The sequence below is a fragment of the Paraburkholderia sp. J63 genome (genome assembly GCF_905220245.1).
Lineage (GTDB): Bacteria > Pseudomonadota > Gammaproteobacteria > Burkholderiales > Burkholderiaceae > Paraburkholderia.
Genome location: NZ_CAJMZF010000017.1, coordinates 124,906 through 147,356 on the forward strand (window position 1 = coordinate 124,906; position 22,451 = coordinate 147,356).

The 22,451-nt window shown below is 65.5% G+C and carries 20 protein-coding genes; 5 read left to right on the top strand and 15 right to left on the bottom strand.

Annotated features, from left to right (window positions below):
• Window positions 1-42 precede the first annotated feature (42 nt).
• Complete coding sequence (locus tag U5775_RS19795; protein ID WP_322059783.1) at window positions 43-1,554, top strand: NAD(P)/FAD-dependent oxidoreductase; 1,512 nt, start codon at window positions 43-45, stop codon at window positions 1,552-1,554.
• 25 nt (window positions 1,555-1,579) lie between these two features.
• Here the strand turns inward: U5775_RS19795 and U5775_RS19800 are convergent, their stop codons facing one another.
• Both U5775_RS19800 and U5775_RS19805 read right to left on the bottom strand, forming a co-directional pair.
• Window positions 1,580-2,350 (bottom strand): class I SAM-dependent methyltransferase, encoded by a 771-nt coding sequence (locus U5775_RS19800; protein WP_322059784.1) that lies wholly within the window; start codon window positions 2,348-2,350, stop codon window positions 1,580-1,582.
• Window positions 2,351-2,486: 136 nt separating this feature from the next.
• Window positions 2,487-2,615, bottom strand: a complete 129-nt coding sequence (locus U5775_RS19805; RefSeq protein ID WP_322059816.1) for a hypothetical protein — start codon at window positions 2,613-2,615, stop codon at window positions 2,487-2,489.
• Between the two features lie 276 nt (window positions 2,616-2,891).
• On the opposite strand from U5775_RS19805, the gene U5775_RS19810 reads away from it, so the two are divergent.
• The gene (locus tag U5775_RS19810) at window positions 2,892-4,310 is read left to right on the top strand and encodes a methyl-accepting chemotaxis protein (protein WP_322059785.1); all 1,419 of its coding nucleotides are present in this window, start codon (window positions 2,892-2,894) and stop codon (window positions 4,308-4,310) included.
• A 94-nt stretch (window positions 4,311-4,404) separates the two neighbouring features.
• Here U5775_RS19810 and U5775_RS19815 read toward each other — a convergent pair whose 3' ends face one another.
• The 4 genes from U5775_RS19815 to U5775_RS19830 form a co-directional block, all read right to left on the bottom strand.
• Window positions 4,405-5,223, bottom strand: a complete 819-nt coding sequence (locus U5775_RS19815; protein ID WP_322059786.1) for an ABC transporter permease subunit — start codon at window positions 5,221-5,223, stop codon at window positions 4,405-4,407.
• Window positions 5,220-6,155 carry an ABC transporter permease subunit gene (locus tag U5775_RS19820; protein WP_322059787.1) on the bottom strand — a complete coding sequence of 312 codons (936 nt, stop codon included), beginning with the start codon at window positions 6,153-6,155 and terminating at the stop codon, window positions 5,220-5,222. Before U5775_RS19820 ends, U5775_RS19815 begins: the two co-directional genes overlap by 4 nt.
• The gene (locus U5775_RS19825) at window positions 6,152-7,312 is read right to left on the bottom strand and encodes an ABC transporter ATP-binding protein (protein ID WP_322059788.1); all 1,161 of its coding nucleotides are present in this window, start codon (window positions 7,310-7,312) and stop codon (window positions 6,152-6,154) included. Before U5775_RS19825 ends, U5775_RS19820 begins: the two co-directional genes overlap by 4 nt.
• 112 nt (window positions 7,313-7,424) lie before the next feature.
• Window positions 7,425-8,525: a polyamine ABC transporter substrate-binding protein gene (locus U5775_RS19830; protein WP_322059789.1), complete on the bottom strand. Its 1,101-nt coding sequence runs from the start codon at window positions 8,523-8,525 to the stop codon at window positions 7,425-7,427.
• A gap of 514 nt (window positions 8,526-9,039) precedes the next feature.
• On the opposite strand from U5775_RS19830, the gene U5775_RS19835 reads away from it, so the two are divergent.
• Complete coding sequence (locus tag U5775_RS19835) at window positions 9,040-9,243, top strand: DUF1289 domain-containing protein (protein WP_322059790.1); 204 nt, start codon at window positions 9,040-9,042, stop codon at window positions 9,241-9,243.
• 119 nt (window positions 9,244-9,362) lie between these two features.
• On the opposite strand, the gene U5775_RS19840 is transcribed toward U5775_RS19835, so the two are convergent.
• The 3 genes from U5775_RS19840 to U5775_RS19850 form a co-directional block, all read right to left on the bottom strand.
• Entirely contained in the window at window positions 9,363-10,007 is a 645-nt protein-coding gene (locus U5775_RS19840) for an OmpW/AlkL family protein (RefSeq protein ID WP_322059791.1), read from the bottom strand.
• A gap of 84 nt (window positions 10,008-10,091) precedes the next feature.
• A complete protein-coding gene (locus U5775_RS19845) occupies window positions 10,092-11,282 on the bottom strand; it encodes a nitronate monooxygenase family protein (protein ID WP_322059792.1) in 1,191 nt (396 codons plus the stop codon).
• Between the two features lie 170 nt (window positions 11,283-11,452).
• A complete protein-coding gene (locus tag U5775_RS19850) occupies window positions 11,453-12,886 on the bottom strand; it encodes an aldehyde dehydrogenase family protein (protein ID WP_322059793.1) in 1,434 nt (477 codons plus the stop codon).
• 223 nt (window positions 12,887-13,109) lie between these two features.
• Here U5775_RS19850 and U5775_RS19855 point away from each other — a divergent pair, with 223 nt between their 5' ends.
• The gene (locus U5775_RS19855; protein WP_322059794.1) at window positions 13,110-13,841 is read left to right on the top strand and encodes a hypothetical protein; all 732 of its coding nucleotides are present in this window, start codon (window positions 13,110-13,112) and stop codon (window positions 13,839-13,841) included.
• 79 nt (window positions 13,842-13,920) lie between these two features.
• On the opposite strand, the gene U5775_RS19860 is transcribed toward U5775_RS19855, so the two are convergent.
• Both U5775_RS19860 and U5775_RS19865 read right to left on the bottom strand, forming a co-directional pair.
• On the bottom strand, window positions 13,921-15,513 hold the full coding sequence (locus U5775_RS19860) for an ABC-F family ATPase (protein ID WP_322059795.1): 1,593 nt from the start codon (window positions 15,511-15,513) through the stop codon (window positions 13,921-13,923).
• Window positions 15,514-15,725: 212 nt separating this feature from the next.
• Entirely contained in the window at window positions 15,726-16,634 is a 909-nt protein-coding gene (locus U5775_RS19865) for an NAD(P)-dependent oxidoreductase (RefSeq protein WP_322059796.1), read from the bottom strand.
• 280 nt (window positions 16,635-16,914) lie between these two features.
• On the opposite strand from U5775_RS19865, the gene U5775_RS19870 reads away from it, so the two are divergent.
• Entirely contained in the window at window positions 16,915-17,124 is a 210-nt protein-coding gene (locus U5775_RS19870) for a dodecin (protein WP_238463415.1), read from the top strand.
• 184 nt (window positions 17,125-17,308) lie between these two features.
• On the opposite strand, the gene U5775_RS19875 is transcribed toward U5775_RS19870, so the two are convergent.
• From U5775_RS19875 to U5775_RS19890, 4 genes are all read right to left on the bottom strand, one after another.
• Window positions 17,309-18,394, bottom strand: coding sequence for a BMP family ABC transporter substrate-binding protein (locus U5775_RS19875; RefSeq protein WP_322059797.1), 1,086 nt, complete (start codon window positions 18,392-18,394; stop codon window positions 17,309-17,311).
• Between the two features lie 73 nt (window positions 18,395-18,467).
• On the bottom strand, window positions 18,468-19,397 hold the full coding sequence (locus U5775_RS19880; RefSeq protein ID WP_322059798.1) for an ABC transporter permease: 930 nt from the start codon (window positions 19,395-19,397) through the stop codon (window positions 18,468-18,470).
• 64 nt (window positions 19,398-19,461) lie between these two features.
• Window positions 19,462-20,568 carry an ABC transporter permease gene (locus U5775_RS19885; protein WP_322059799.1) on the bottom strand — a complete coding sequence of 369 codons (1,107 nt, stop codon included), beginning with the start codon at window positions 20,566-20,568 and terminating at the stop codon, window positions 19,462-19,464.
• Window positions 20,569-20,751: 183 nt separating this feature from the next.
• Window positions 20,752-22,425 carry an ABC transporter ATP-binding protein gene (locus U5775_RS19890; RefSeq protein WP_415913610.1) on the bottom strand — a complete coding sequence of 558 codons (1,674 nt, stop codon included), beginning with the start codon at window positions 22,423-22,425 and terminating at the stop codon, window positions 20,752-20,754.
• Between the last annotated feature and the right edge of the window lie 26 nt (window positions 22,426-22,451).

The following is a 22,451-nucleotide window of genomic DNA, read 5'->3' on the forward strand; positions in this document are numbered from 1 at the left end:
CACATCGTCCGCCACGCGGCGGGCGATGCCGGACATTCAGACATGACCTCACACGCTTGGCGGCACGAGACACCGGGCGCCGCACACGCTACGACGCCGCGCATCGCCATTGTCGGCAGCGGCTTCGCCGGCATCGGCATGGCGATCCGTCTGCGGCGCATGGGCATCGAGACGTTCACGATCTACGAGGCGGCAGCGAGCCTCGGCGGCACATGGCGCGACAATGCCTATCCCGGCGCCGCTTGTGATATTCCTTCGCACCTCTATTCATTTTCGTTCGAGCCGAATCCGGACTGGACGCGCACCTATGCGCCGCAGCGCGAGATTCTCGACTATCTGCGCCACTGCGCGCATAAGTACGACGTCGAGCGCTACATCCGCTATCGCTCGCGCGTGAGCGCCGCGCGCTTCGACGCGGCGCGCAGCATCTGGCTGATCGAGATCGAGTGCGACGGCGTCATGCAAACCGTCGAGGCCGATTTGCTGATCGCCGCGAACGGCCCGCTCTCGCGCCCCGCCCTGCCCGCCGTCAACGGGCTCGAGCGTTTCGAGGGCAAGCTCTTTCATTCGGCGCGCTGGGATCACGATTACGCGCTCGACGGCAAGCGCGTCGCCGTAATTGGAACCGGTGCAAGCGCGATCCAGTTCGTGCCGCAGATCCAGCCGCGCGTCGCGCAGCTCACGGTGTTCCAGCGCACGGCGCCCTGGATCATGCCGCGCCGCGATCGCGCGATCGGTGCGCGGCGGCGCTGGGTCTATCGCCATGTGCCGCTCGCGCAGCGCGCCGCTCGTGCGGCGATTTACTGGCAGCTCGAATCGCGCGCGCTGGGGTTCGTCGTCGATCGGCGCCTGCTCAAAGCGCCGATGAAGTTCGCGCGCAACTATCTCGCGCACAAGGTCAAAGATCCCGTGCTGCGCGCGAAGCTCGCGCCCGACTACGTGCTGGGCTGCAAGCGCGTGCTGCTGTCGAGCGATTACTTTCCGGCGCTTGCGCAGCCGAACGTGGCGCTCGTGACCGAGCCGATCCGCGAAGTGGTCGCCGACGGCATCGTCACCGCGGACGGCGTCCATCGTGCATTCGATGCGGTCGTTTGCGGCACCGGCTTCCAGGTGAACGACGTCGATGCGCCGTTTCGCGTGACGGGCCTGAACGGTGTCGATCTGAGCGCTGCGTGGCGGCGCGACGGCCCCGAGGCCTATCTGGGCGCAAGCGTGGCGGGCTTTCCGAATTTCTTCTTCATCATCGGGCCGAACACGGGCCTCGGCCACAACTCGATGATCTACATGATCGAGTCGCACATCCGCTATATCGCCGACTGCATTCGCGCTCTGCAACGCCGGCGCGCGCGCACGATGAACGTGCGGCCCGAAGTCCAGCGCGCCTTCAACGCGCAGTTGCAGACGCAGTTCGCGCGCACGGTGTGGACCTCGGGCTGCCACAGCTACTACCAGACGATGAGCGGCAAGGTCACGTCGCTGTGGCCGGGCTTCACGTTCGTGTTCCGGCGACGCACACGCCGCGTGCGCGAGCGCGATTACGAGTTCGGGCGCTAATCGCTATCCCGGCCCGCTCGCAGCGTTAGCTGCGCACCGGCTTGCCCGCATACACGCGCGTCTCGCAGGCGAAGTTCACGCGCCCGTCGCGCTGCGTCTCATCGAAGAGCTTGCGCAGCGCCGCGAGCATCGGCTCATGACGCGCATCGCCGGGCTTGGGCGCATACGACGAGGACGCGAGACGCCCGCGCAGCCCGTCGTAGTCGAGCAGTTGCGCATTCGGAAACACGGTCTTCTGCTCGAAGCCGTCGCCGAACCAGTCGGCCATGGCGTCGTCGTCGGGCCAGGTCTCGGCCACGCTCGCATAGTCGGGGCTGAATTCGCGCAGCAGCGCTTCGTAGTCTTCGAGAAATGTCGAGCCTTTCACGAGCCGGATGTTCCAGAACAGCATGATCTTGCCGCGCGGCTTGAGGATGCGCGCGAACTCGCGCCGCGCGCCGGCCTTCTCGAACCAGTGGAACGCCTGAGCTGCCGTCACGAGGTCGACGCTAGCCGTTTCGAGCGTCGTGTCCTCCGCGGTGCCGGCCACGCTGCGATAGCCCGCATGGTCCGCGAGGTAGCGGTCCGCGGCCTCGCGCATCGCCGCGTTCGGCTCGACGGCCACGACCGGGTGGCCCGCGTCGAGAAAGAGCTTCGTCGAAATGCCGGTGCCGGCGCCGATGTCGGCCACCGTGGCGCCCGGCGCGACGCCGCATTCGACGTGCGCGAAGGTCGCCACTTCGCGCGGCCAGGTCGGCCGGTACTTCACGTAGTCTGCGACCCGGCTGGTGAAGCGCCGGGTGGAATCGTCGATCATCGTGTTCCCTTGTCTCGTGGCCTGCGCGTGAGCCCGGGGCCCCTGCGCAGGACGTCAAACCCGCTGCGGCGCGTTCAGATGAGCGCGCCGCGCCCGTCCGCTGCTTTCCGGCCGCGCACCGCGCGCGGCCTCGCACTCAGGCGCCGCTCAAGAGCTTGAGCAACCCCCAGAGGAAGCGGCAGACCATCACGATCAGCTCCCAGAGCTGAATCAGTTGTTGCCAGAGCGCTTCGATCGCGCCCTCCTTCATTATTGCGTCGATCATCGTGTTTCCGCTGCGGCCCGCGCCGCCTGCCTGGCGTCATGCCATAGCGCGCTCGCAGTGGACCCGCATTCCCCGATCATAGCGCCTGGCTCCCCGGTGACGCTAAAGTCCTCGCGCAGCCTGCCGTAAACGCGTTGAAATCCGGGCGCTCGCGTGCTTGCTGCGTGCTTCCATGTAGCGACCGGGCGCGACACGTCACACAAAAAAAACCACATGGGCAGCGCTGCATGGAACCCGAGCGCTTTGCACCAGGTCCCGTCGACAAGGAGACACTCGATGACAGCTTTGCGCATGGGCTGGCGCGGCCGCCGCCGCACCGGGAAATCGGCTTCGATCGTCGGCGATATCGCCGCGCACGCGGGGCGCCTCGGCATCGAAATCTGCGACGTCTCGGGTCACGTCGACGCCGTGGCCGAGCGCGTCCAGCATCAGGCCGATGTGTGCCACGCCTTGCGCGAGTCGGCCGCGCACACCCTCGCCGGCAATCATCAAATCGCCGCCGCCGCGCGCGCCATGCGCGAGCTCAGCGCGGGCACCACCGCCACCGTGCAGGCCTCGCAGCAAACCATCGAGGCGTCGCTCGAGGATATCCACGGCCTCGTCGAGGGTGTGACGGTCATCGAGAGCCAGATCGGCGCGCTCAAGAGCGCGCTCGCGCACGTCTCGAAGGTCTCCGAAGAAATCTCGCTGATCGCCCGGCAGACCCAGCTGCTCGCGCTGAACGCCGCCATCGAGGCCGCGCGCGCCGGCGAAATGGGCAAGAGCTTTGCCGTCGTCGCCGCCGAGGTCAAGAATCTCTCGGCCAAGACCGCGCAGGCCACCGGGCAGATCGAGCAGACGCTCGCGCAACTCACGCAGCAGACCGAACGGCTCTTCGCCGAAGGCGCGGCCAATACCGAGCGCGCACATCGCGTGCGCGAGGGCACGCACACCATCGGCGAAGCGGTGCACAGCACCGGCGACGCCATCACGCAGCTCGACGCGCACGCCGGCCAGATCGCGCAGCTCACGGGCGAGATCGAGGCGAAATGCGACGGTCTCGAAACCCAGGTGAGCCAGATGGCCAATGGCGTGGAAGATTCGAGCCGCAATTTCGCGCAGGCCAAGGACCAGCTCGGCAAGCTGCTCTCGGTCTCCGAAACGCTGATCGAGCTCTCGGCCGCCACCGGCGTCCAGACCGACGACACGCGCTTCGTCGAGGCCGTGCAGCGCGCGGCGGCGCAAGTCGGCAAGCTGTTCGAAGCGGCGCTCGCGCGCGGCGAGATCGCCACGGCGGATCTCTTCGACAATACCTACGTGCCGGTGCCCGACACGAACCCGCAGCAGCACGTCACGCGTTTCGTCGCATTCACCGATCACGTGCTGCCCGCGATCATCGAGCCGCTGCTCGCGCTCGACGAACGCGTGGCGTTCTGCGTCGCGATCGATCCGCGCGGCTACATTCCCACGCATAACCGCAAGTTCTCGCATCCCCAGGGCAGCGATCCGGTCTGGAACGCCGCGCACTGCCGCAATCGCCGCGTCTTCAACGACCGCACGGGCCTCGCGGCCGGCTCGCATACGAAGCCGTTCCTGCTGCAGACCTATCGGCGCGACATGGGCGGCGGCGAGTTCGTGATGATGAAAGATGCCTCCGCGCCCATCGTCGTGAATGGCCGGCATTGGGGCGGGCTGCGCATGGGCTACCGGCTTTGAGCATCTCGAGCGTTGGCTAGCCGATCATGAAAAACGGCGCGTGGACCGAAGCCCACGCGCCGTTTTCGATGGAGGCGCCCACTTCGCGCGCGCGTCAGACCGCCATCGCCATGCGCTTGCGCTCGGCGCGCTGCATGAAGTAATTGCCGACGATCACGCCCACCGTCACCACGAAAATGAAAAGCGTGGCAAGCGCATTCATCTCCGGATTCAGGCCGAGACGCACGCGCGAGAACACCACGAGCGGCAGCGTCGTCGAGCCCGGGCCCGAGAGGAACGCCGAGAGCACGAGGTCGTCGATCGAGAGCGTGAACGAGAGCAGCCAGCCCGCCGCGAGCGCCTGCGAGATCAGCGGCAGCGTGATCTGGAAGAACACCTTGAACGGCGTGGCGCCCAGGTCGAGCGCGGCCTCCTCCAGCGACGGATTGAGTTCGCGCACGCGCGACTGCACGATGATGGCCACATAGGAGATGCACAGCATCACGTGGCCGATCCAGATCGTGAACACGCCGCGCCCCGCGGGCCAGCCGAACAGTTGCTCCATTTCGACGAACAGCAGCAGCAGCGAGATGCCCTGAATCACTTCGGGAATCACGAGCGGCGCGTTGATCATGCCGGTATAGAGCGTGAAGCCGCGAAAGCGCCCCATGCGCGCGAGCACGAAGCCCGCCCACGTGCCGATGATCACCGAGGCGAACGCCGTCATCAGCGCGATGCGCAGCGAAAGCCACGCGGCGGTGATGAGCTCGTCGTCGGTGGCGAGCGCCTGATACCAGCGCGTCGAGAAATGCGTCCACACGGTCACGAGCTGCGAGTCGTTGAACGAGTAGATGATCAGGCTCAGGATCGGGATATAGAGGAACGCAAAGCCGATGCCGAGCGCGATGAACTGCAGAACGCGATTCGGTTTCATTTGCCGCGGCCCTCCAGCTCTTTCGCCTGGAAGTGCTGGAACAGCGCCATCGGCACGAGCAGCAGCAGGACCATCGCGCAGGTGACGGCGGAGGCCATCGGCCAGTCGGCGTTGTCGAAGAACTCGTTCCACATGACGCGGCCGATCATCAGCGTGTTCGCGCCGCCGAGCAGCTCCGGGATCACGTACTCGCCCACCGCCGGAATGAACACCAGCAGGCAGCCCGCGATGATGCCGTTCTTCGAGAGCGGCAGCGTGATCTTCGTGAACGCGACCCAGGGCTTCGCGCCGAGGTCGTAGGCCGCCTCGAGCAGCGTGAGGTCCATCTTCACGAGGTGCGCGTAGAGCGGCATCACGAGGAACGGCAGATACGAATACACCATGCCGATATAGACGGCCGTGTTCGTGTGATAAAGCTCGATGGGTGTATGGATGATGCCGGTCGACATCAGGAAATTGTTCAGCAGTCCGTTGTTCTTCAGAATGCCGATCCATGCGTAGACGCGAATCAGGAACGAGGTCCAGAACGGCAGCATCACCGCCATCATGAGGATGTTGCGCGTGGACGGATTCGAGCGCGCGATGTAATACGCCATCGGATAGCCGATCAGCAGACACAGCAGCGTCGAGATGGCCGCCACCAGCACCGAATTCACGTAGGTCGCGAAATACAGGCTGTCCTGGAACAGGAACGCGTAGTGCGAAAAATCGAGCGCGATGTGCCAGACGCCGTCCGCATACGACGTGAGCTCCGTGTACGGCGGAATGCCGAGCTGCTGGTCGGCGAAGCTGATCTTCACCACCAGAATGAACGGCACGAGGAAGAACAGCAGCAGCCAGAAGAACGGGCCGGCCACCACGGCCGTGCGGCCGGTCAGATTGAAGCGCTGCGCCGGCCAGTGCAGGATGCGCCTGAAAGTGAGCGCGCTCATGACGTCAGCACCACGCCGGCCGAGGCGCTCCAGCGCACGTAGACCTCGTCGTCCCAGGTCGGCGAGTCGATCTCGGAGAGCGCGAGGCTCGACATGTTCGCGATCACCGTCTTGCCCGAGTCGAGCCGGACGTGATAGAGCGAGTAGCCGCCCATGTACGCGATGTTCTTGACGACGCCACGGCCCCAATTGAACGTCCCCTCGGGCGGCTTGCGCGTGAGCGCGATGCGCTCGGGCCGCACCGAAATCGTCACGGGCATGCCGAGCGGGCCCGTGATGCCGTGACTCACGTAGAGGCGCACGGGCAAGTCCGGCGATTCGATGAACACGTGATCGGGCTCGTCTTCCACCACGCTGCCCTCGAACAGGTTGGTCGAGCCGATGAATTCCGCCGAGAAACGGCTGTTCGGAAACTCGTAGACCTCGTTGGGCGCGCCGAGCTGCACGATCTCGCCTTCGCTCATGACGGCGAGGCGGTTGGCCATCGTCATGGCTTCTTCCTGGTCGTGCGTGACCATGATGCAGGTGACGCCCACCTTCTCGAGAATGTTGACGAGCTCGATCTGCGTGCGCTGGCGAATCTGCTTGTCGAGCGCCGACATGGGCTCGTCGAGCAGCAGCAATTTAGGACGCTTGACGAGCGAGCGCGCGAGCGCCACGCGCTGCTGCTGGCCGCCCGAGAGCTGATGCGGCTTGCGCTTCGCGAAGCGCGACATCTGCACGAGCTCGAGCGCCGCGGCCACGCGGTCTTTCAACTCGCCCTTCTTCACGCCTTCCTGGCGCAGCCCGAAGCCGACATTCGACTCCACCGTCATATGCGGAAACAGTGCATACGACTGGAACATCATGTTGACCGGACGACGGTACGGCGGCAGCGTCGCGAGATCTTCGCCGTCGATCAGGATCTTGCCCGAGGTGATCGTCTCCAGACCCGCGAGCATGCGCAGCAAGGTGGACTTGCCACAGCCCGAGCTGCCGAGCAGCGCAAACAGCTCGCCCTTCTTCACCGAGAGGTTGACACCCTTGACGGCCGTCGTTTCGCCGAACTTCTTGACGACGTCGACGACCTGCACGAAGTTGTCCGCGGCCGAATCCGCCGCGGTGAAGCCCGAAGGCAGCGCGCCGGGGGCTGCCGGCACGCTCGACTGATCACTCATGATTCTCTCTGCCCTGCCTGGTTCTGCCTTGATGCTGGACGGGGTTGATGAACAAAGCCCCCGGCATCGTGCCGAGGGCTCGGGTAAAACGGGAACGACCGCGTCGGCCGCGTCAACGGCCCGATTTGAACTCGGTCCACAGACGCGTCTGCAGACGCTGGATTTCAGGCGGCAGCGGCTTGAGCAGGAACAGCGTCTTCAGGACTTCCGGCGACGGATAGACGGCCGGGTCGTTGGCGATGTCCTTGTTCACGTACTTGCGTGCTTCGGCGTTCGCGCTCGGGTAGTAGACCGCATTCGTGATGGCCGCGTGGACCTGCGGCGTCTCGATGTAGTTGATCCACTCGTAGGCGGCTTCCTTGTGCTGCGCGTCCTTCGGGATGGTCATCACGTCAAACCAGATCGGCGCGCCGCCCTTCGGAATGTAGTATTCGATCTTGTACGGCTTCTTCGCGTCGATGGCGCGGTGCTTGGCGATCACGACATCGCCCGACCAGCCATAGGCGAAGCAGATGTCGCCGCCCACGAGATCGTTGATGTAGCCCGACGAGTTGAACTGCGTGATGTACGGACGGATCTTCTTCATCATCGCGAGCGCGGCGCGATAGTCGTCCGGGTTCGTCGAGAGCGGATCTTTGCCGATGTAGTGCAGCGCGGCCGCGAACATCTGGTCCGGCGCGTCGAGCACCGAGACGCCGCAGGCCTTCAGCTTCGAGATGTTCTCGGGCTTGAACAGGATGTCCCAGTTGTCGAGCGGCACGTTCTTGCCGAGGATCTGCTGCGCCTTCGTGACGTTATAGGCGAGACCGGTCGTGCCGTAGGCCCAGGGCACCGCGTACTTGTTGCCCGGATCCGCGCCGGCGACCAGCGCCATCAGTTGCGGATCGAGATACTTGAGGTTGGGGATTTTCGACTTGTCGAGCGGCGCGAAGATGCCGGCGGCGATTTGCTTGCCCGCGTAGTTGCTGGTCGGCACCACGATGTCGTAGCCCGAATTGCCGGCGAGGAGCTTGGCCTGGAGCGTGTCGTCGCTATCGTAGTTGTCGTACTTGACCTGAACGCCGGTCTGCTTCGTGAAGTTCGGAATCGTGTCTTTGGCAATGTAATCGGACCAGTTGTACACGTTCAGTTGCGTATCCTTCGCCACTGACGCCACCCACGGCGCCGCGCACAGCGCGAGTACAGCCAGTTTCGCCAAAACCCGTTTCTTCATCCCGTTCTCCGCTTGTTTGTTAGCCTGCTTGTTGGTTAGCCTGGCTTGCAGCCTGTCTCTGGCCGGCGTCCAGCCGGCTGTCCGCCGCGCCTGGCGCGGCTCCCCTGAAGTTACCGAACCTACCATCAAACATGCCAGGCGACAAAAAAAGCGCGCCGGCGTGTCGCGCAAACGGAACAGGACCTGCCGCGCGGCGAGGACGGTCGCCGTTAATGGTTGCGGCGCACGGTAAATCGCGCGCAATTTTAGCCGTTTATCGGCCCCTGTCCACCAAAAAAACCGCCGGCGCGACATTCGCGCGACGCCCCCGCCCGGCGGGCCGCGCGCCAATTCGCGCTGAATCGATTCGTCAGGCATGGATTTCGCACGCGCCCGGCCGTTGCCCCCACTGCCAGATAGACAACGCAGAGAGAAAGAAGCGACAAAGAAGGCCGCGCCGGCGAATCGGTTAACATAGCGGGGTTTTCCGCACGGCCGGTGCAGCGCGCCGGCCATCCCGCCCCAAGACATATCGATGGCCTCCAATCTCCACGACCTTCCCGACAGCCCATGCATCGGCGTGTGCTCGACGCTCTTCGACGAAATCTGCAAAGGCTGCGGCCGCACCGCGATGGAAGTCTCGAACTGGGTCTTTCTGACCGACGAGGAAAAGCGCGCCGTCTGGGCACGCATCGAGCGCGAAGGCACCGCGATGCGCTTCCAGAAGAATCGCGCCTGACCCGCGGCACCTGACCGGCCGCACCTGCGCTCCGCCGCGCGCGGAGTGAAAAAAACGCCGGACAAACCGGCGTTGCTTTCGCGCTGATGTCGCGCGTCCGTCACATTGCGCAGCGGCGATCAGAACTTCATGCCGACACCCACGCCCACCACGATCGGGTCGATATAGAGCGTGCCGAGCGACGAGCCGTTGAGCGACGCGCCCGTGCGCATCCAGATCTTCTTGACGTCCACGTTCACGAACACGTTTTTCGCGACCTGGTAATCGACGCCGAACTGCAGCGCCGGGCCGAAGCTATGGTTGTCGATCGACACGGACTGGTCGCCGACGTGCAGGCCGTTGTTGTAGAACAGCGTGTAGTTGATACCCGCGCCCACGTACGGACGGAATACGCCCGCGTTGTTGAAGTGGTACTGCAGCAGCAGCGTGGGCGGCAGCACGCCAACGCCGCCCAGCGCGCCGAGACTCGACGTGACCTGGTTGCGCGACGTGCCGAGAATGAGCTCGGCGCCGATATTGTTCGTCACCATGTAGGTGAAGTCGAGCTCGGGAACGATCGCGTTGTTGACGTTGGTGTTGAGCGTATTGAGCGCGCCGCTCGAACTCACCTGCGGCACGATGGAGATCGCGCGCAGGCGCACGAGCCAGTCGCCCGCGTAGATACCCGTGTCAGGCGAGCCGGCGGCGTGAGCGGCCGATGCCGCGAAAGCCGCACCGAGTGCGAGTGCGGCGGCCGTCGCGATGGTTTTGCATTGCCTCTTCATGATGGTTATCCCCGTTATCCCTGCGGTGATTCGCAGGTCCGCAGGAATTTTCGACGGAGGTTCCCATCGCGAAGTTGATGTCCGTCAGATCAATGCAAACGCCGCCCGATGTGCGACAGCAGGCCGCGAAACACCGGTCAAAAGAAGCTCAAGAAGGTCCCTGACGCTGCGAATGGCGTTGCCAAATGGCAACGCTTCTCGGCCACGGAAGAACAGGCCATTGGCCACGTCGCCGCGCAGCGCCGCCGCAAGACGGGTATCGATGCAGAAATGGCCGAATTTTTCGATGCCATCGCGCAGGCCGCAGATCGACAGGCATTCGAGCCCGGTCGGGCACGCGTTCTTGACGAGACCGATCTTGTTGCGGATGCGCGCTTCGTTGCGCAGGTAACGGTCGAGCCACGGCGTTTTCACCGCGCGCGCGGGCAGACCGGTCACGCTCACGAACTCGACGATGTCCTCCGGTTTGGCGTCGGCGAGCACGCGCTTGAAGTTCGGATGCGCATCGCCCTCTTCCGTCACGGCGAACGGCGTGCCCACCTGCACGCCATTGGCGCCCGCGTCCAGCCACTTGCGCACGGCCTCGTGGCTGTTGATGCCGCCCGCCACGATGAGCGGCACCTCGCGGCGCGTGATGCCGAGCGACGCATAGACGCCGTCGAGCTCCTCGAAGATACGGTCGAACGCGAAACGCTCGTTATTCATGTCGGCGATGTCGGTCACGCCGAGGTGGCCGCCCGCGTGCGCGGGATGCTCGAGCACGATGGCATCGGGCAAACGCCCCTTCTTGATCCACTTCTTGAGCACGAGCGAGACGCCGCGCGCATCGGAGAGGATCGGGACGAGCGCGATGTCCACGCCCTGGGTAAGATCGGGCAGATCGAGCGGCAGGCCCGCGCCCATGACGATTGCGTCGGCGCCATGCTCGCAGGCCACGCGCACGTAGTCGGCGTGCGCACTGACCGCCTTCATCACGTTCACGGCGATCATGCCGTTGCCGCGCGCGAGCTTGCGTGCGGCTTCGATCTCGCGGCCGAGCGCGACGAGATTCGCGCGCGTGAGCGTCTCGTGCCGGTGGTCGGCGCGGCACTGCTCGACGAGGTCGTCATGGTGATGGCGCAAGTCGATGCTCGCGATGGTGCCGAGTGCGCCTTCGCTCGCGACACTGCCCGCGAGCCGGTGCGCCGAGATGCCGACGCCCATGCCGCCTTGCACGATGGGCAGCAGTTGACGGCCGCGAATGGCCAGCGGCGCGAAAGAATGGGTAGGAAACATGGTGGACCGCTTTGCGTTGTCGGTGGCAAAACGTCAATGGTCGCGCGCCGCCCACAGACGATATTGATATGTATCAATAAAAAATGCGGGGATCCGCAAAGATCCCCGCAGAAATGACACCAATCAAGACGCCGCACCGAAACATTTGCAAGGCGCGAAACGGCGTCAAATCAAGCTTTCGGCACCTTGAACTGCATCGACTTGTACTCCAGGTACTCTTCGAGGCCGTATACGCCGTTTTCGCGGCCATGGCCCGACTGCTTGTAGCCGCCGAACGGCGCGGCCATGTTCCAGGTGCCTCCGTTGATGTCGATCTGCCCCGTGCGGATGCGGCGCGCCACGCGTGCCGCGCGCTCGTCGCTGCCGGCCCAGACCGCGCCGCCCAGGCCATAGAGCGAGTCGTTGGCGATCGCCACGGCATCGTCCTCGTCCTTCGCCGTGAGGATCGTGAGCACCGGGCCGAAGATCTCCTCCTGCGCGATGGCCGCGTCGCGCGGCACGCGGCCGAACACCGTGGGCTTCACGAAGAAGCCCTTCGTCACGCCTTCGGGCAGGCCCGCGCCGCCTGTCACGAGTTCGGCGCCATCGGCGATGCCGCGCTCGATGTACTGCTGCACGCGCTCTTGCTGCACCTTCGAGGCGAGCGGCCCGAGCTTCGCCTTCTCGTCGCGCGGATCGCCGACCGTGTAGGCCTCGACGGCCTCCTTCGCGAGGGCGCGCACTTCCTCGTAGCGCGCTTCGGGCACGATCATGCGCGTATGCGCCGAGCAGGTCTGCCCCGAGTTCAGGAAGCAGGCGCCCACCGTGCCCTTCACGGCCGCTGCGAAATCGGCATCGTCGAGCACGACCGCGGCGGACTTGCCGCCCAGCTCCAGCGCTACGCGCTTGACCGTGGCCGCGGCCACCTCGGAGACGCGCTTGCCTGCGCGCGTCGAGCCCGTGAACGAAACCATGTCGACGTCGCGATGACGCGCGAGCAGCTCGCCGACCACGGGCCCATAGCCGGTCACGAGATTGAAGACGCCCGCGGGCAGGCCGGCCTCGTGAATGGCCTCGGCGAGCACGAACGCGTTGAGCGGCGCTACCTCGGACGGCTTGAGCACGACCGTGCAGCCCGCCGCGAGCGCCGCGGCCACCTTGAGCGTGATCTGATTGAGCGGATAGTTCCACGGCGTGATGGCCGCCACCACGCCCACCGGCTCGCGCACGACGAGCGAATTGCCCACGCGCTGCTCGTATTGGAACTCGCTCGCGAGCTTCGCATAGGCGCCCCAGTTGTAGACGGGGCCGCCCACCTGGATCGCGCGCGCGAGCTTCAGCGGCATGCCCACCTCGCCCGCGATCAGTTGGGCAAGCTCGTCGGTGCGGGCCTTGAGGTTATCGGCGATTTTCTGCAGATAGGCGCCGCGCTCGGCGGCGGGCGTCGCGGCCCATTTGTCGAAGGCCGCGCGCGCGGCGGCGACAGCCGATTCGGCATCGGCTTCGTTGCCTTCGGGGATGCGGCCCATAACGGCCTCGGTGCCCGAGTCGAACACGTCGATCGTGCCCTTGCCCGCCGGGGCGACCCAGTTACCGTTGATGTAGAGCTGGTCGTAGTTGTTCATGCGCGTTCCTCCTGTCTGTCGATGGCCGTTTGCGCTTCAGCGCCGACTGCCATTCCATGCCAAGCTTCGTGTTCGTTTGCGGGCGCGGTTGGCGCGACGGCAAGCTGGCATTCTAGCGCGGTTGACGCTTACGTAAGGCCACGGCGCGTGCAGGTCTGACAGACGTCGAAAGAGATCGCGCCCTATACTCGTGCGACCTTTGAATCCGTCAAGCACACGATCGATGAAACGCCCGCTGTTCTGCCTTGCCATTGCGCTGACACCGCTTCTCGCCCACGCGGACTGCGAGACGAACTTCCAGAAGTGGATGCAGCAACTGCATCCCGGCCAAAAGCTCGACACCGTTCACGCTGGGTGCAAAGCCTGGCCAGCGAATCCCACGCGGACCATCGCTGTCCTGCCGATGCCGCATGCAGACGCGAACGACAAGGCGGGCGCGCTCGATCTCGAAGTGCTCGTCGCCGATACGAAATCGGGTGCGGTTATCGCCCATACCTTCGAGCCTTCGGCGATCCGCTACGACGCTGTACGCTTCGGCGCGCTCGATATCGACACCACGCCCTGGCCGCTGGCACCCGGCAATCCCGCGTTCGGCGTAGGCGTGGAGCACGAATATCCGCCCATGGCCGCCCCGAAAGCCGAGGTATCGATGAGCCTCTATGTGGTGGACAGTCAGCGCCTGCGCAAGGTGCTCGACCGGCTGCAACTGGACTACGCACACGGCCGATATGACGCCATGGGGATGGGCTTTTACGTCGACACCCAGCGCACGATCGAATTCGGTCCCACCGGCGAAGGCGGCTACGCTGCGCTCAAGATCAAGGAGAAGTCGGTACGCACCGAACACAAGGATCTGAGCGACCACGCCGACGAACAAACGACGTACCGAAATTACACGATCGACTATCGCGACGGGGCGTACCGCGTGCCGAAGAATCTGGCGTCTTTGTACTGAACTGGCGGCGCACCAAGCAAAACGGGCGACGCTCACGCGCCGCCCGTTTTCATTTCACGCCTCGATCAGCGATCGAAGCTCAATGCAGCCCCTGGCTGGCAAGGAAGTCCTCGTAATTGCCGCTGTAATCGTTGATCTTGCCGTCGGTTTTCACTTCGATGATGCGGTTAGCAAGACCGTTCACGAACTCGCGGTCGTGCGACACGAACACCAGCGTGCCTTCGAACTTCTCGAGCGCGATCTGCAGCGACTCGATCGATTCCATGTCCATGTGGTTCGTGGGCTCGTCCATGAGCAGCACGTTGTGGCGGCCGAGCATCAGCTTGCCCCAGATCATGCGGCCCTTCTCGCCGCCCGACAGCACCTTCACCGACTTGCGGATGTCGTCGGCGTTGAACAGCAGACGGCCCAGCGTGCCACGCACCGATTGCTCGTCGTCGCCTTCCTGGCGGTACTGGTCGATCCAGTCCATCAGCGTGACGTCGGCCGGAAACTCTTCGTATGTGTCCTGCGGCATATAGCCGATGTTCGCGTTTTCGGCCCACTTCACCGTGCCGTTGTCGACGGCCAGGTTGCCGAGCAGCGAGCGCAGCAGCGTGGTCTTGCCCGCGCCGTTCTCGCCGATGATCGCGATGCGCTCGCCCGGCTGCACGCTGATACTGAATTTATTGAAGATGCGGCGCTCGTAGGTCTTCGTGATCTCTTCCGCGACCACGACGATGTTGTGCAGCTTCTTCTCGAATTCGAAGCGGATGAACGGGTTCTGGCGCGACGACGGCTTGAAGTCCTCGATCTTGATCTTGTCGATCATCTTCAGTCGGCTGGTGGCCTGACGCGCCTTCGACTTGTTCGCCGAGAAGCGGCGCACGAAGTCCTGCAGATCCGCCACGCGCTCCTTCGCCTTCTGGTTGGCCGCCTGCTGACGCTCGCGCGCCTGCGTCGACGCCAGCATGTAGTCGTCGTAGTTGCCCGGCCAGACCTTCAGCGTGCCGTAGTCCATGTCCGCCATGTGCGTGCAGACCTGGTTCAGGAAGTGTCGATCGTGGGAAATGATGATCATGGTCGAGTTGTACTCGTTCAGAACATCTTCCAGCCAGCGGATCGAGTTGATGTCGAGGTTGTTGGTCGGTTCGTCGAGCAACAGGACATCGGGCTTCGAGAACAGCGCCTGCGCGAGTAGCACGCGCAGCTTCCAGCCCGGCGCCACGGCGTTCATCGGGCCGTTGTGGAATTCCGTGCCGATGCCGATGCCGAGCAGCAGTTCGCCCGCGCGCGCCTCGGCCGTGTAGCCGTCGTACTCGGCGAACTTCGCTTCGAGTTCGGCGGCGTGCATGTAGTCGTCGTCGGTGGCTTCGGGGTTCGCGTAGATCGCGTCGCGCTCGGTCATCGCGGCCCACATTTCGGTGTGGCCCATCATGACGACGTCGAGCACGCGCACGTCTTCGTACGCGAACTGGTCCTGGCGCAGCTTGCCCAGACGCACGTTCGGCTCGAGGATCACGTTGCCCGAGCTCTGCTCGAGGTCGCCACCGAGGATCTTCATGAACGTGGACTTGCCGCAACCGTTCGCGCCGATCAGGCCATAGCGGTTGCCTTCGCCGAATTTGACCGAGATGTTCTCGAACAAGGGCTTCGGCCCGAATTGCATGGTGATGTTGGCGGTAGAGAGCACAGCGCGTCCCGGAAAGTAGATCGACGAAAAACCTGTAATTTTAGCAGGTTATGTCAGTTCGCGCGCGGCTGCCAGCGCTCTGGCCAAGTGGGCGCGCCCGGAAAACTACCGGAAATTCGTGGCAGATTCGTGCCGGCCGCCTGGTGGGGCTTCGGGAGCCTGGGGAGCCGAAGCGTCGCCTGACGCCACCTGCTCCCCGAGCCAAAGCGCGCTCAGGCGCGCCGCGGTGTCTGCAGGATGTCGACGAAGCCCGAGAAGTCGGCCTCGGCCAGTCCCATCGCCGCGCCGAGGCGCAGGATCTGCTGCACGGCGCCCGCGACCGGCATGGGCGTGCCGGTGAGGCGCGCGGCGTCCGCGACCGTGTCCACGTCCTTCTGGAACGTTTTCAGCGCGCCGATCGGCACGAGGTCGTCCTGGGTCATGCGCGGCACGAACGTGCGCAACAGCGTGGAGTCGGCCCAGCCGCCCGCGAGCGCCTCGGGCAGCTTGGCGGCGTCGATGCCGCTGCGGCGCGCGAGCCCCACCGCCTCGGCGATCGCCGCGACCGTCGCCGTGACGATGGCCTGATTGCACAGCTTCGTGGTCTGGCCCGCGCCGGGGCCGCCCATGTGCGTCATCCGCGCCGCGTAGGCGGCGAGCATCGGCGCTACCGCGTCGACGTCTTCCGCCGCCCCGCCCGCCATGATCGCGAGCGAGCCCGCCTGCGCGCCCGCCACGCCGCCCGAGACCGGCGCATCGACCCAGCCCACGCCCAGCGCCGCCGCGCGCGCGGCCAGTTCGCGCGTCAGTTCGGGCGGAATGCTCGAATGATCGACGATGCGGCGCACGCGCACGGCCTGGCTACCCTCGCCTTTTCGCTCGGCGGCGGCCAGCAAGCCGTGTTCACCGAACACGACCTGCTCGACCGCGGCGCCGTCCGCGACGCACAGCAGCACCACGTCCGCGTGCTGCGCGAGCCCGGCCGGCGTGGCGGCGACCTGCGCGCCATCGGCAACCAGCGCCTCGGCCTTCTCCGGCGTGCGGTTCCAGACGCGCACCGCGTGACCCGCGCGCAACAAGTGGCGGATCATCGGCGCGCCCATCAATCCCGGTCCACAAAATCCCAGTTCCTGCTTTTGCATCGTCTTCGTCTCCTGCTTCGTGCCTCGCTACCTTGCGGCCCGGTACGTTTGAAATTGCGCGCCCCCTCCTGCCTGCCCCAGCCGGCATGGCCGATGCGGCGCCATAGCGAGGCGCCATGATACCGGCACGGCGTCCGCATTTGCGGCCTGCTCGCCGGGCCATTGCCTATACTCGATTGGCGCGTCAGCCGAACGCGCCGCAGAACGCCCCCCACGAAGCTTTGTCATGGCGCCGGAGTCAGTGCTAAAGCACCAACTCCGGCCGACAGGAGACATTGTCATGAACGACCACGTCTACAAGCAGATCGAACTCACCGGCTCCTCGACCGTCTCGAGCGACGACGCCATACGCTGCGCCATCGGGCGCGCCTCGAAAACGCTGCGCAATCTGCACTGGTTCGAGGTCACGGAAACGCGCGGGCTGATCGAAGACGATCAGATCACGCGCTGGCAGGTGACGATCAAGGTGGGGCTGCGGATCGACGAATAAGGCGCCGACCGAGGGTCGCGCGGCGGCCCGCGCACGCCTTGAAGGCTGCGCGCAGCCGCAGTGGTGCTGCAAAGACCGGACGGCAAGCGCGCTCGGCCATCACGAACCCGCCTGGCCGCGCGCGATTGCCAGGGCCGATTGCGGCTTACGCTTCGCGCCGCAATCGCGCCTTTATGCCCTACGCTTATTTCGGCAGCGAGCCATCCACGCCCTCGACGTACCAGTTCAGGCGCTGCAATTCCGGATCGGTGAGCGTCTTGCCGGCCGGAATCTTGACCGCGCCGGTCTGGTCCTTGATCGGGCCCGTGAAGACGTCCCACTTGCCGCTCGCGATCTGCTCGCGCTTCGCGGCGACGGCCTTCTGCGCGTCGGCGGAAAGCTCGGACGTGTTCACGTCGCCGAGATCGACGGCCTTCTGCGGAATGCCCCACCACACGGGATCGTTCTTCCATTTGCCGTCGAGCACCTGCTGGATCGCGGCGACGTAGTAGACGCCCCAGTTCGCCTCCACCGAGCCCAGGTGCGCGTGCGGGCCGAACTTCTTCATGTTCGAATCCCAGCCGAACGCGTGAACGTGCTTCTCTTCGGCGGTCGCGAGCGTCGCGCTCGAATCGGTGTTCTGCAGCAGTACGTCGGCGCCCTGGCCGATCAGCGTTTCAGCGGCCTGCTTTTCCTTGCCCGGATCGAACCAGCTATTGATCCAGATGACCTTGGTATGCACTTTCGGATTCACCGAGCGCGCGCCCAGCGTGTACGCGTTGATGTTGCGCACCACTTCGGGAATCGGCACCGAGGCGACGAAGCCAAGCGTGTTGGTCTTCGTCGCATAGCCCGCGGCGACGCCCGCGAGATACGCGCCCTGATACATGCGCACGTCATAGGTGCCGAAGTTCGCGGCCTTCTTGTAGCCGGTCGCGTGCAGGAACACGGTATCGGGGAAGTCCTTCGCGACCTTTAGTTCGAAGTCCTGATAACCGAAGCTGGAGCCGAAGATGATCTTGTTGCCCTTACTCGCGAGATCGCGGAATACGCGCTCGGAGTCGGCGGATTCGGGCACGTTCTCGATACGCGTGATCTTGATCTTGTTGCCGAACTTCTGCTCGACCATTTTCGAGCCCTGATCGTGCGCGTAAGTCCAGCCTGCATCGCCCGGATTGCCGAGATAGACGAACGCGACGCCCGGCGCGTCGGCGGCCTGAGCCTGCGGCGCGAGCGCTGCCGCGCCGCAGGTTGCGGCGACGGCGAAAGCGGTCAGGATGGTTTTTCTCATCGTGGATCTCCTGTCGTGGATAGGGATACTGCGAGCGTTCGAATTTTTTGAAGCGCCGCCTACGCGGCCCCACCTAGGCGGCCCCATAAAACGGCTTGCCGAGCGAGGCCGGCGCGTTCAGGCGAATCGTGTTCGGATTGCGGGAAATGAGGACGAGCACGACGATCGTCGCCACATAGGGGAGCATCGCGAGGAACTGCGTGGGCACCGGCACGCCGACGGCCTGCGCATAGAACTGCGCGCCCGTGACCGCGCCGAACAGCAGCGCGCCGATCAGGAGACGCCCCGGCCGCCACGTCGCGAACACGACGAGCGCAAGCGCGATCCAGCCGCGCCCCGCCGTGATCTGCTCCTGCCACAGATGCAGTTGCACGACCGAGTAATAGCTGCCCGCGAGGCCCGCCATCGCACCGCCGAACGCCGTCGCGCCGTAGCGCACGCCAATCACGGGAAAGCCCACCGAGTGTGCGACCTGCGGAGATTCGCCCACCGAGCGCAGCACGAGCCCCGCGCGCGTGCGATAGAGGAACCAGCCGACCACGGCAAACATCAGGAATGCGAGGTAATCGACGGGCGTGAGACTGAAAAACGCGGGCCCGACCACGGGCAGATGCGAGAGACCCGGAATCGGCCAGGCGTCGATCGTCGCCGAGCTGGCCGCCGAGGTGTAGGGCTTGCCGACATACGCCGAAAGCCCGACGCCGAAGATCGTGAGCGACAGCCCCGTGGCGACCTGGTTGGCCTGCATCGTGAGCGTGAGGAAGCCGAACAAGAGCGCCATGGCGACGCCCGCGCCGATGCCGGCCAGCAGCCCGAGCCAGGGATCGCCGGTAATCGTCGTGAGCGCGTAGCCGGTCACGGCGCCCATCAGCATCATGCCTTCCACGCCGAGGTTGAGCACGCCCGACTTTTCCGTGACGAGTTCGCCCACGCCCGCGAACATCAGCGGGATGGCCGCGGTGACGGCGCTCGAGGCGAGCGAGCTGGCTTGCTGGATATCCATGTGGTGAAGCCTCTTTCGTATGCTTTTCGGGGTGGTTTTTTTCGTGGAGGTACCGATCAGTGAGTCAGCGTGCCGCCGCGACCGGATGGCGGCGGCGCACGCGGTAATTCACGAAGAGGTCCGCGCCGAGCAGACAGAACAGCAACAAGCCCTGGAACACGCCCGAAAGCGCCTGAGGCAGTTGCAGCGAGGTCTGCACCGCTTCGCCGCCCAGATAGAGCAGCGCCATCAAGAGGCTCGCGAGCACTATCCCGACCGGATGCAGCCGCCCCACGAACGCGACGATGATCGCCGTGAAGCCATAGCCGGGCGACCACGTCGCCTGCAACTGGCCGATCGGGCCCGCGATCTCGCCCATGCCTGCGAGTCCGGCGAGGCCGCCAGAGATCAGCAGCGAGGTCCAGATCGTCTTCTTATCGGAAAAGCCCGCGTAGCGCGCGGCGAGCGGCGCGAGGCCGCCCACGCTCATGCGATAGCCCGCGAAGCTGCGGCGCATGAAGAGCCACACGAGCGGAATGGCCACGAGCGTGAGGAAGATCGACGTGTTGAGCCGCGTGCCGCGCAGCCAGTGGATGCGCCAGTCGCCGCCGAAGGTCGGATAGAGCGCATCGCCGCTGAACATCTCCGAAAGCGGGAAGTTCATGCCGTTCGGATCGCGCCACGGCCCGCTCACGAGCCAGATCAGCAGTTGTGTGGCGACGTAGGTGAGCATCAGGCTCGTGAGGATTTCGCTCGTGTTGAAGCGGCTCTTGAGCCACGCGGGAATCGCCGCCCAGGCCATGCCGCCCAGCACGCCCGCGAGCATCATGAGGAACAGGATCCACCAGCCCGTCGACTGATCGAAGTAGATGGCCACGCCGCTCGCCGCGATGCCGCCGAGCACCATCTGCCCTTCCGCGCCGATGTTCCAGACGTTGGCGCGATAGCCCGCCGCGAGGCCCAGCGCGATCAGGCACAGCGGCGAGGCCTTGAGCAGCAGCTCGGACCAGCCGTTGATGCTCGAGAGCGGGTCGATGAAGAACGCGTGCATGGCCTCAACGGGATCGCGCCCGACGAGGCCGAAGATCAGAAAGCCGATCGCGAGCGTGAGGAGTGCGGCGACCAGCGGCACGGCGATGCGAACCGTGCGGGAAGGCGTCGTGCGGGCTTCGAGGCGGTACGGAAAGATCATGGTGGCGATATCGGCAATCGGTCCGGTGGTCGTGGTTCTGGCTTGGGTAGAAAGCTTTGTGCCGTTGAGCGCGCTTCGCTCAGGTCCGCGTCACGCGGCGCGCTTATCTCGGCTTATCTCGTTCGTGGTGCGTTCGTATCGCGTGCGCAATGGGCCTGGCGTCGACATCGCGGCCCGGCAGCGTCACGCATGCGCGGAGGGCGGCGCGGCCGGCTCCGCGGGCGGCGGCCCGCCATCGGGGCGCCCGGCGCCCTCACCTCGATCACCGCGATCGCCGAACAGGCCCGCCATCCAGCGGCCGATCTCCTCGGCGTTGGTCTCGCCGGTGAGGCGCGCCGGCGACAGCCGGCCGCCCGCGAGCACCGCAATGCGATCGCAGATGTCGAAGAGCTCCTCGAGCTCCTCCGAAATCACGAGGATCGCCACGCCGCGCGCCGAAAGGTCGAGCAACTGCTGCCGGATGAACGCCGCCGCGCCGACATCGACGCCCCAGGTGGGCTGGGCAACCACCAGCACCTTCGGCGCCTGCAGGATCTCGCGCCCGACGATGTACTTCTGCAGGTTGCCGCCCGAGAGGCTCTGGGCCAGTGCATCGGGACCGCCGCAGCGCACGTCGAACGCGCCGATGCAGCGCTCGGCGAACGCGCGCATCGCGCCGGTCCTGAGCCAGCCCGAGCGCACCATGCCCTGGCGATGCCCCGTGAGCAGCGCGTTTTCGGCGAGCGACATCGCGGGCACCGCGCCGCGCCCGAGCCGTTCCTCGGGCACGAAGGCGAAGCCCAGCTTGCGCCGCGCACCGGCGGAAAGGCGCGCGGCAGGCTTGCCGCAGATCGTCACGACATCGGCGGCCGCGCCGTGGCGGCCCGCGCGCGACTGGAACGCGTCGCGCGCTTCGCCCGAGAGCGCGGCGAGCAGTTCGGCCTGGCCGTTGCCCGATACCCCGGCAATCCCCAAGATCTCGCCCGCATGCACGGCGAACGTGACGTCGTCGAGCGAGGTGCCGAACGGGTCTTCGCTCGGCATCGACAAGTGCTTCACGTCGAGCAGCACGTCGCCAGGCGTATGCGCGCGGCGCGTGTAGGCGGGCAATTCGTGGCCCACCATCAGCCGCGCCAGCGACGCATGCGTCTCCTCGCGCGGAATCACGTTGCCGGTCACCTTGCCTCCGCGCAGCACCGTGGCCGTGTCGCAAAGCTCCTGGATTTCATCGAGCTTGTGGCTGATGTAGAGAATGCTGCAGCCTTCCGATGCGAGCCGCCGCAAGGTGCCGAACAGCTTGCGCACGGCCTGCGGCGTGAGCACCGAGGTCGGCTCGTCCATGATGAGGAGGCGCGGGTTCTGCAGGAGGCAGCGCACGATCTCCACGCGCTGGCGCTCGCCCACCGTGAGGCTGTGCACGTGGCGCTGGGGATCGACGTCGAGCCCGTATTGCGCCGAGACCTCGCGAATGCGCTGGCCGAGCGCCTTGAGGTCGAACGGCTCGTCGAGCGAGAGCGCGATGTTCTCGCCCACCGTGAGTGTTTCGAACAACGAAAAATGCTGGAACACCATGCCGATGCCGAGCTTGCGCGCGGCAGCGGGGCTCGCGATCTCGACCGCTTCGCCTTCCCAGCGGATCTCGCCCGCGTCGGGGCGCACCGCGCCGTAGACGATCTTCATGAGCGTGCTCTTGCCCGCCCCGTTCTCGCCGAGCAGCGCGTGAATCTCGCCCGCCGCGACCGACAGCGTGACGTTGTCGTTCGCGCGCACGGCCGGATATTGCTTCGTGATGCCCGCAAGCGCCAGCCGCGGCGCGCCGGCGCCCGAGGAGTGTCCCGTGGGGGGAGCGTCGGCCAGACGTGAAGAAGAATCGCCCATGAAGGTTCCGCCGTAGTACGTTATTG

Bases quoted from the DNA above. Each gene is read 5' to 3' on its own strand.
- U5775_RS19795 (WP_322059783.1), top strand. From the start codon at position 43: ATGACCTCACACGCTTGGCGGCACGAGACACCGGGCGCCGCACACGCT.
- U5775_RS19800 (WP_322059784.1), bottom strand. From the start codon at position 2,350: ATGATCGACGATTCCACCCGGCGCTTCACCAGCCGGGTCGCAGACTAC.
- U5775_RS19805 (WP_322059816.1), bottom strand. From the start codon at position 2,615: ATGATCGACGCAATAATGAAGGAGGGCGCGATCGAAGCGCTCTGGCAA.
- U5775_RS19810 (WP_322059785.1), top strand. From the start codon at position 2,892: ATGACAGCTTTGCGCATGGGCTGGCGCGGCCGCCGCCGCACCGGGAAA.
- U5775_RS19815 (WP_322059786.1), bottom strand. From the start codon at position 5,223: ATGAAACCGAATCGCGTTCTGCAGTTCATCGCGCTCGGCATCGGCTTT.
- U5775_RS19820 (WP_322059787.1), bottom strand. From the start codon at position 6,155: ATGAGCGCGCTCACTTTCAGGCGCATCCTGCACTGGCCGGCGCAGCGC.
- U5775_RS19825 (WP_322059788.1), bottom strand. From the start codon at position 7,312: ATGAGTGATCAGTCGAGCGTGCCGGCAGCCCCCGGCGCGCTGCCTTCG.
- U5775_RS19830 (WP_322059789.1), bottom strand. From the start codon at position 8,525: ATGAAGAAACGGGTTTTGGCGAAACTGGCTGTACTCGCGCTGTGCGCG.
- U5775_RS19835 (WP_322059790.1), top strand. From the start codon at position 9,040: ATGGCCTCCAATCTCCACGACCTTCCCGACAGCCCATGCATCGGCGTG.
- U5775_RS19840 (WP_322059791.1), bottom strand. From the start codon at position 10,007: ATGAAGAGGCAATGCAAAACCATCGCGACGGCCGCCGCACTCGCACTC.
- U5775_RS19845 (WP_322059792.1), bottom strand. From the start codon at position 11,282: ATGTTTCCTACCCATTCTTTCGCGCCGCTGGCCATTCGCGGCCGTCAA.
- U5775_RS19850 (WP_322059793.1), bottom strand. From the start codon at position 12,886: ATGAACAACTACGACCAGCTCTACATCAACGGTAACTGGGTCGCCCCG.
- U5775_RS19855 (WP_322059794.1), top strand. From the start codon at position 13,110: ATGAAACGCCCGCTGTTCTGCCTTGCCATTGCGCTGACACCGCTTCTC.
- U5775_RS19865 (WP_322059796.1), bottom strand. From the start codon at position 16,634: ATGCAAAAGCAGGAACTGGGATTTTGTGGACCGGGATTGATGGGCGCG.
- U5775_RS19870 (WP_238463415.1), top strand. From the start codon at position 16,915: ATGAACGACCACGTCTACAAGCAGATCGAACTCACCGGCTCCTCGACC.
- U5775_RS19875 (WP_322059797.1), bottom strand. From the start codon at position 18,394: ATGAGAAAAACCATCCTGACCGCTTTCGCCGTCGCCGCAACCTGCGGC.
- U5775_RS19880 (WP_322059798.1), bottom strand. From the start codon at position 19,397: ATGGATATCCAGCAAGCCAGCTCGCTCGCCTCGAGCGCCGTCACCGCG.
- U5775_RS19885 (WP_322059799.1), bottom strand. From the start codon at position 20,568: ATGATCTTTCCGTACCGCCTCGAAGCCCGCACGACGCCTTCCCGCACG.
- U5775_RS19890 (WP_415913610.1), bottom strand. From the start codon at position 22,425: ATGGGCGATTCTTCTTCACGTCTGGCCGACGCTCCCCCCACGGGACAC.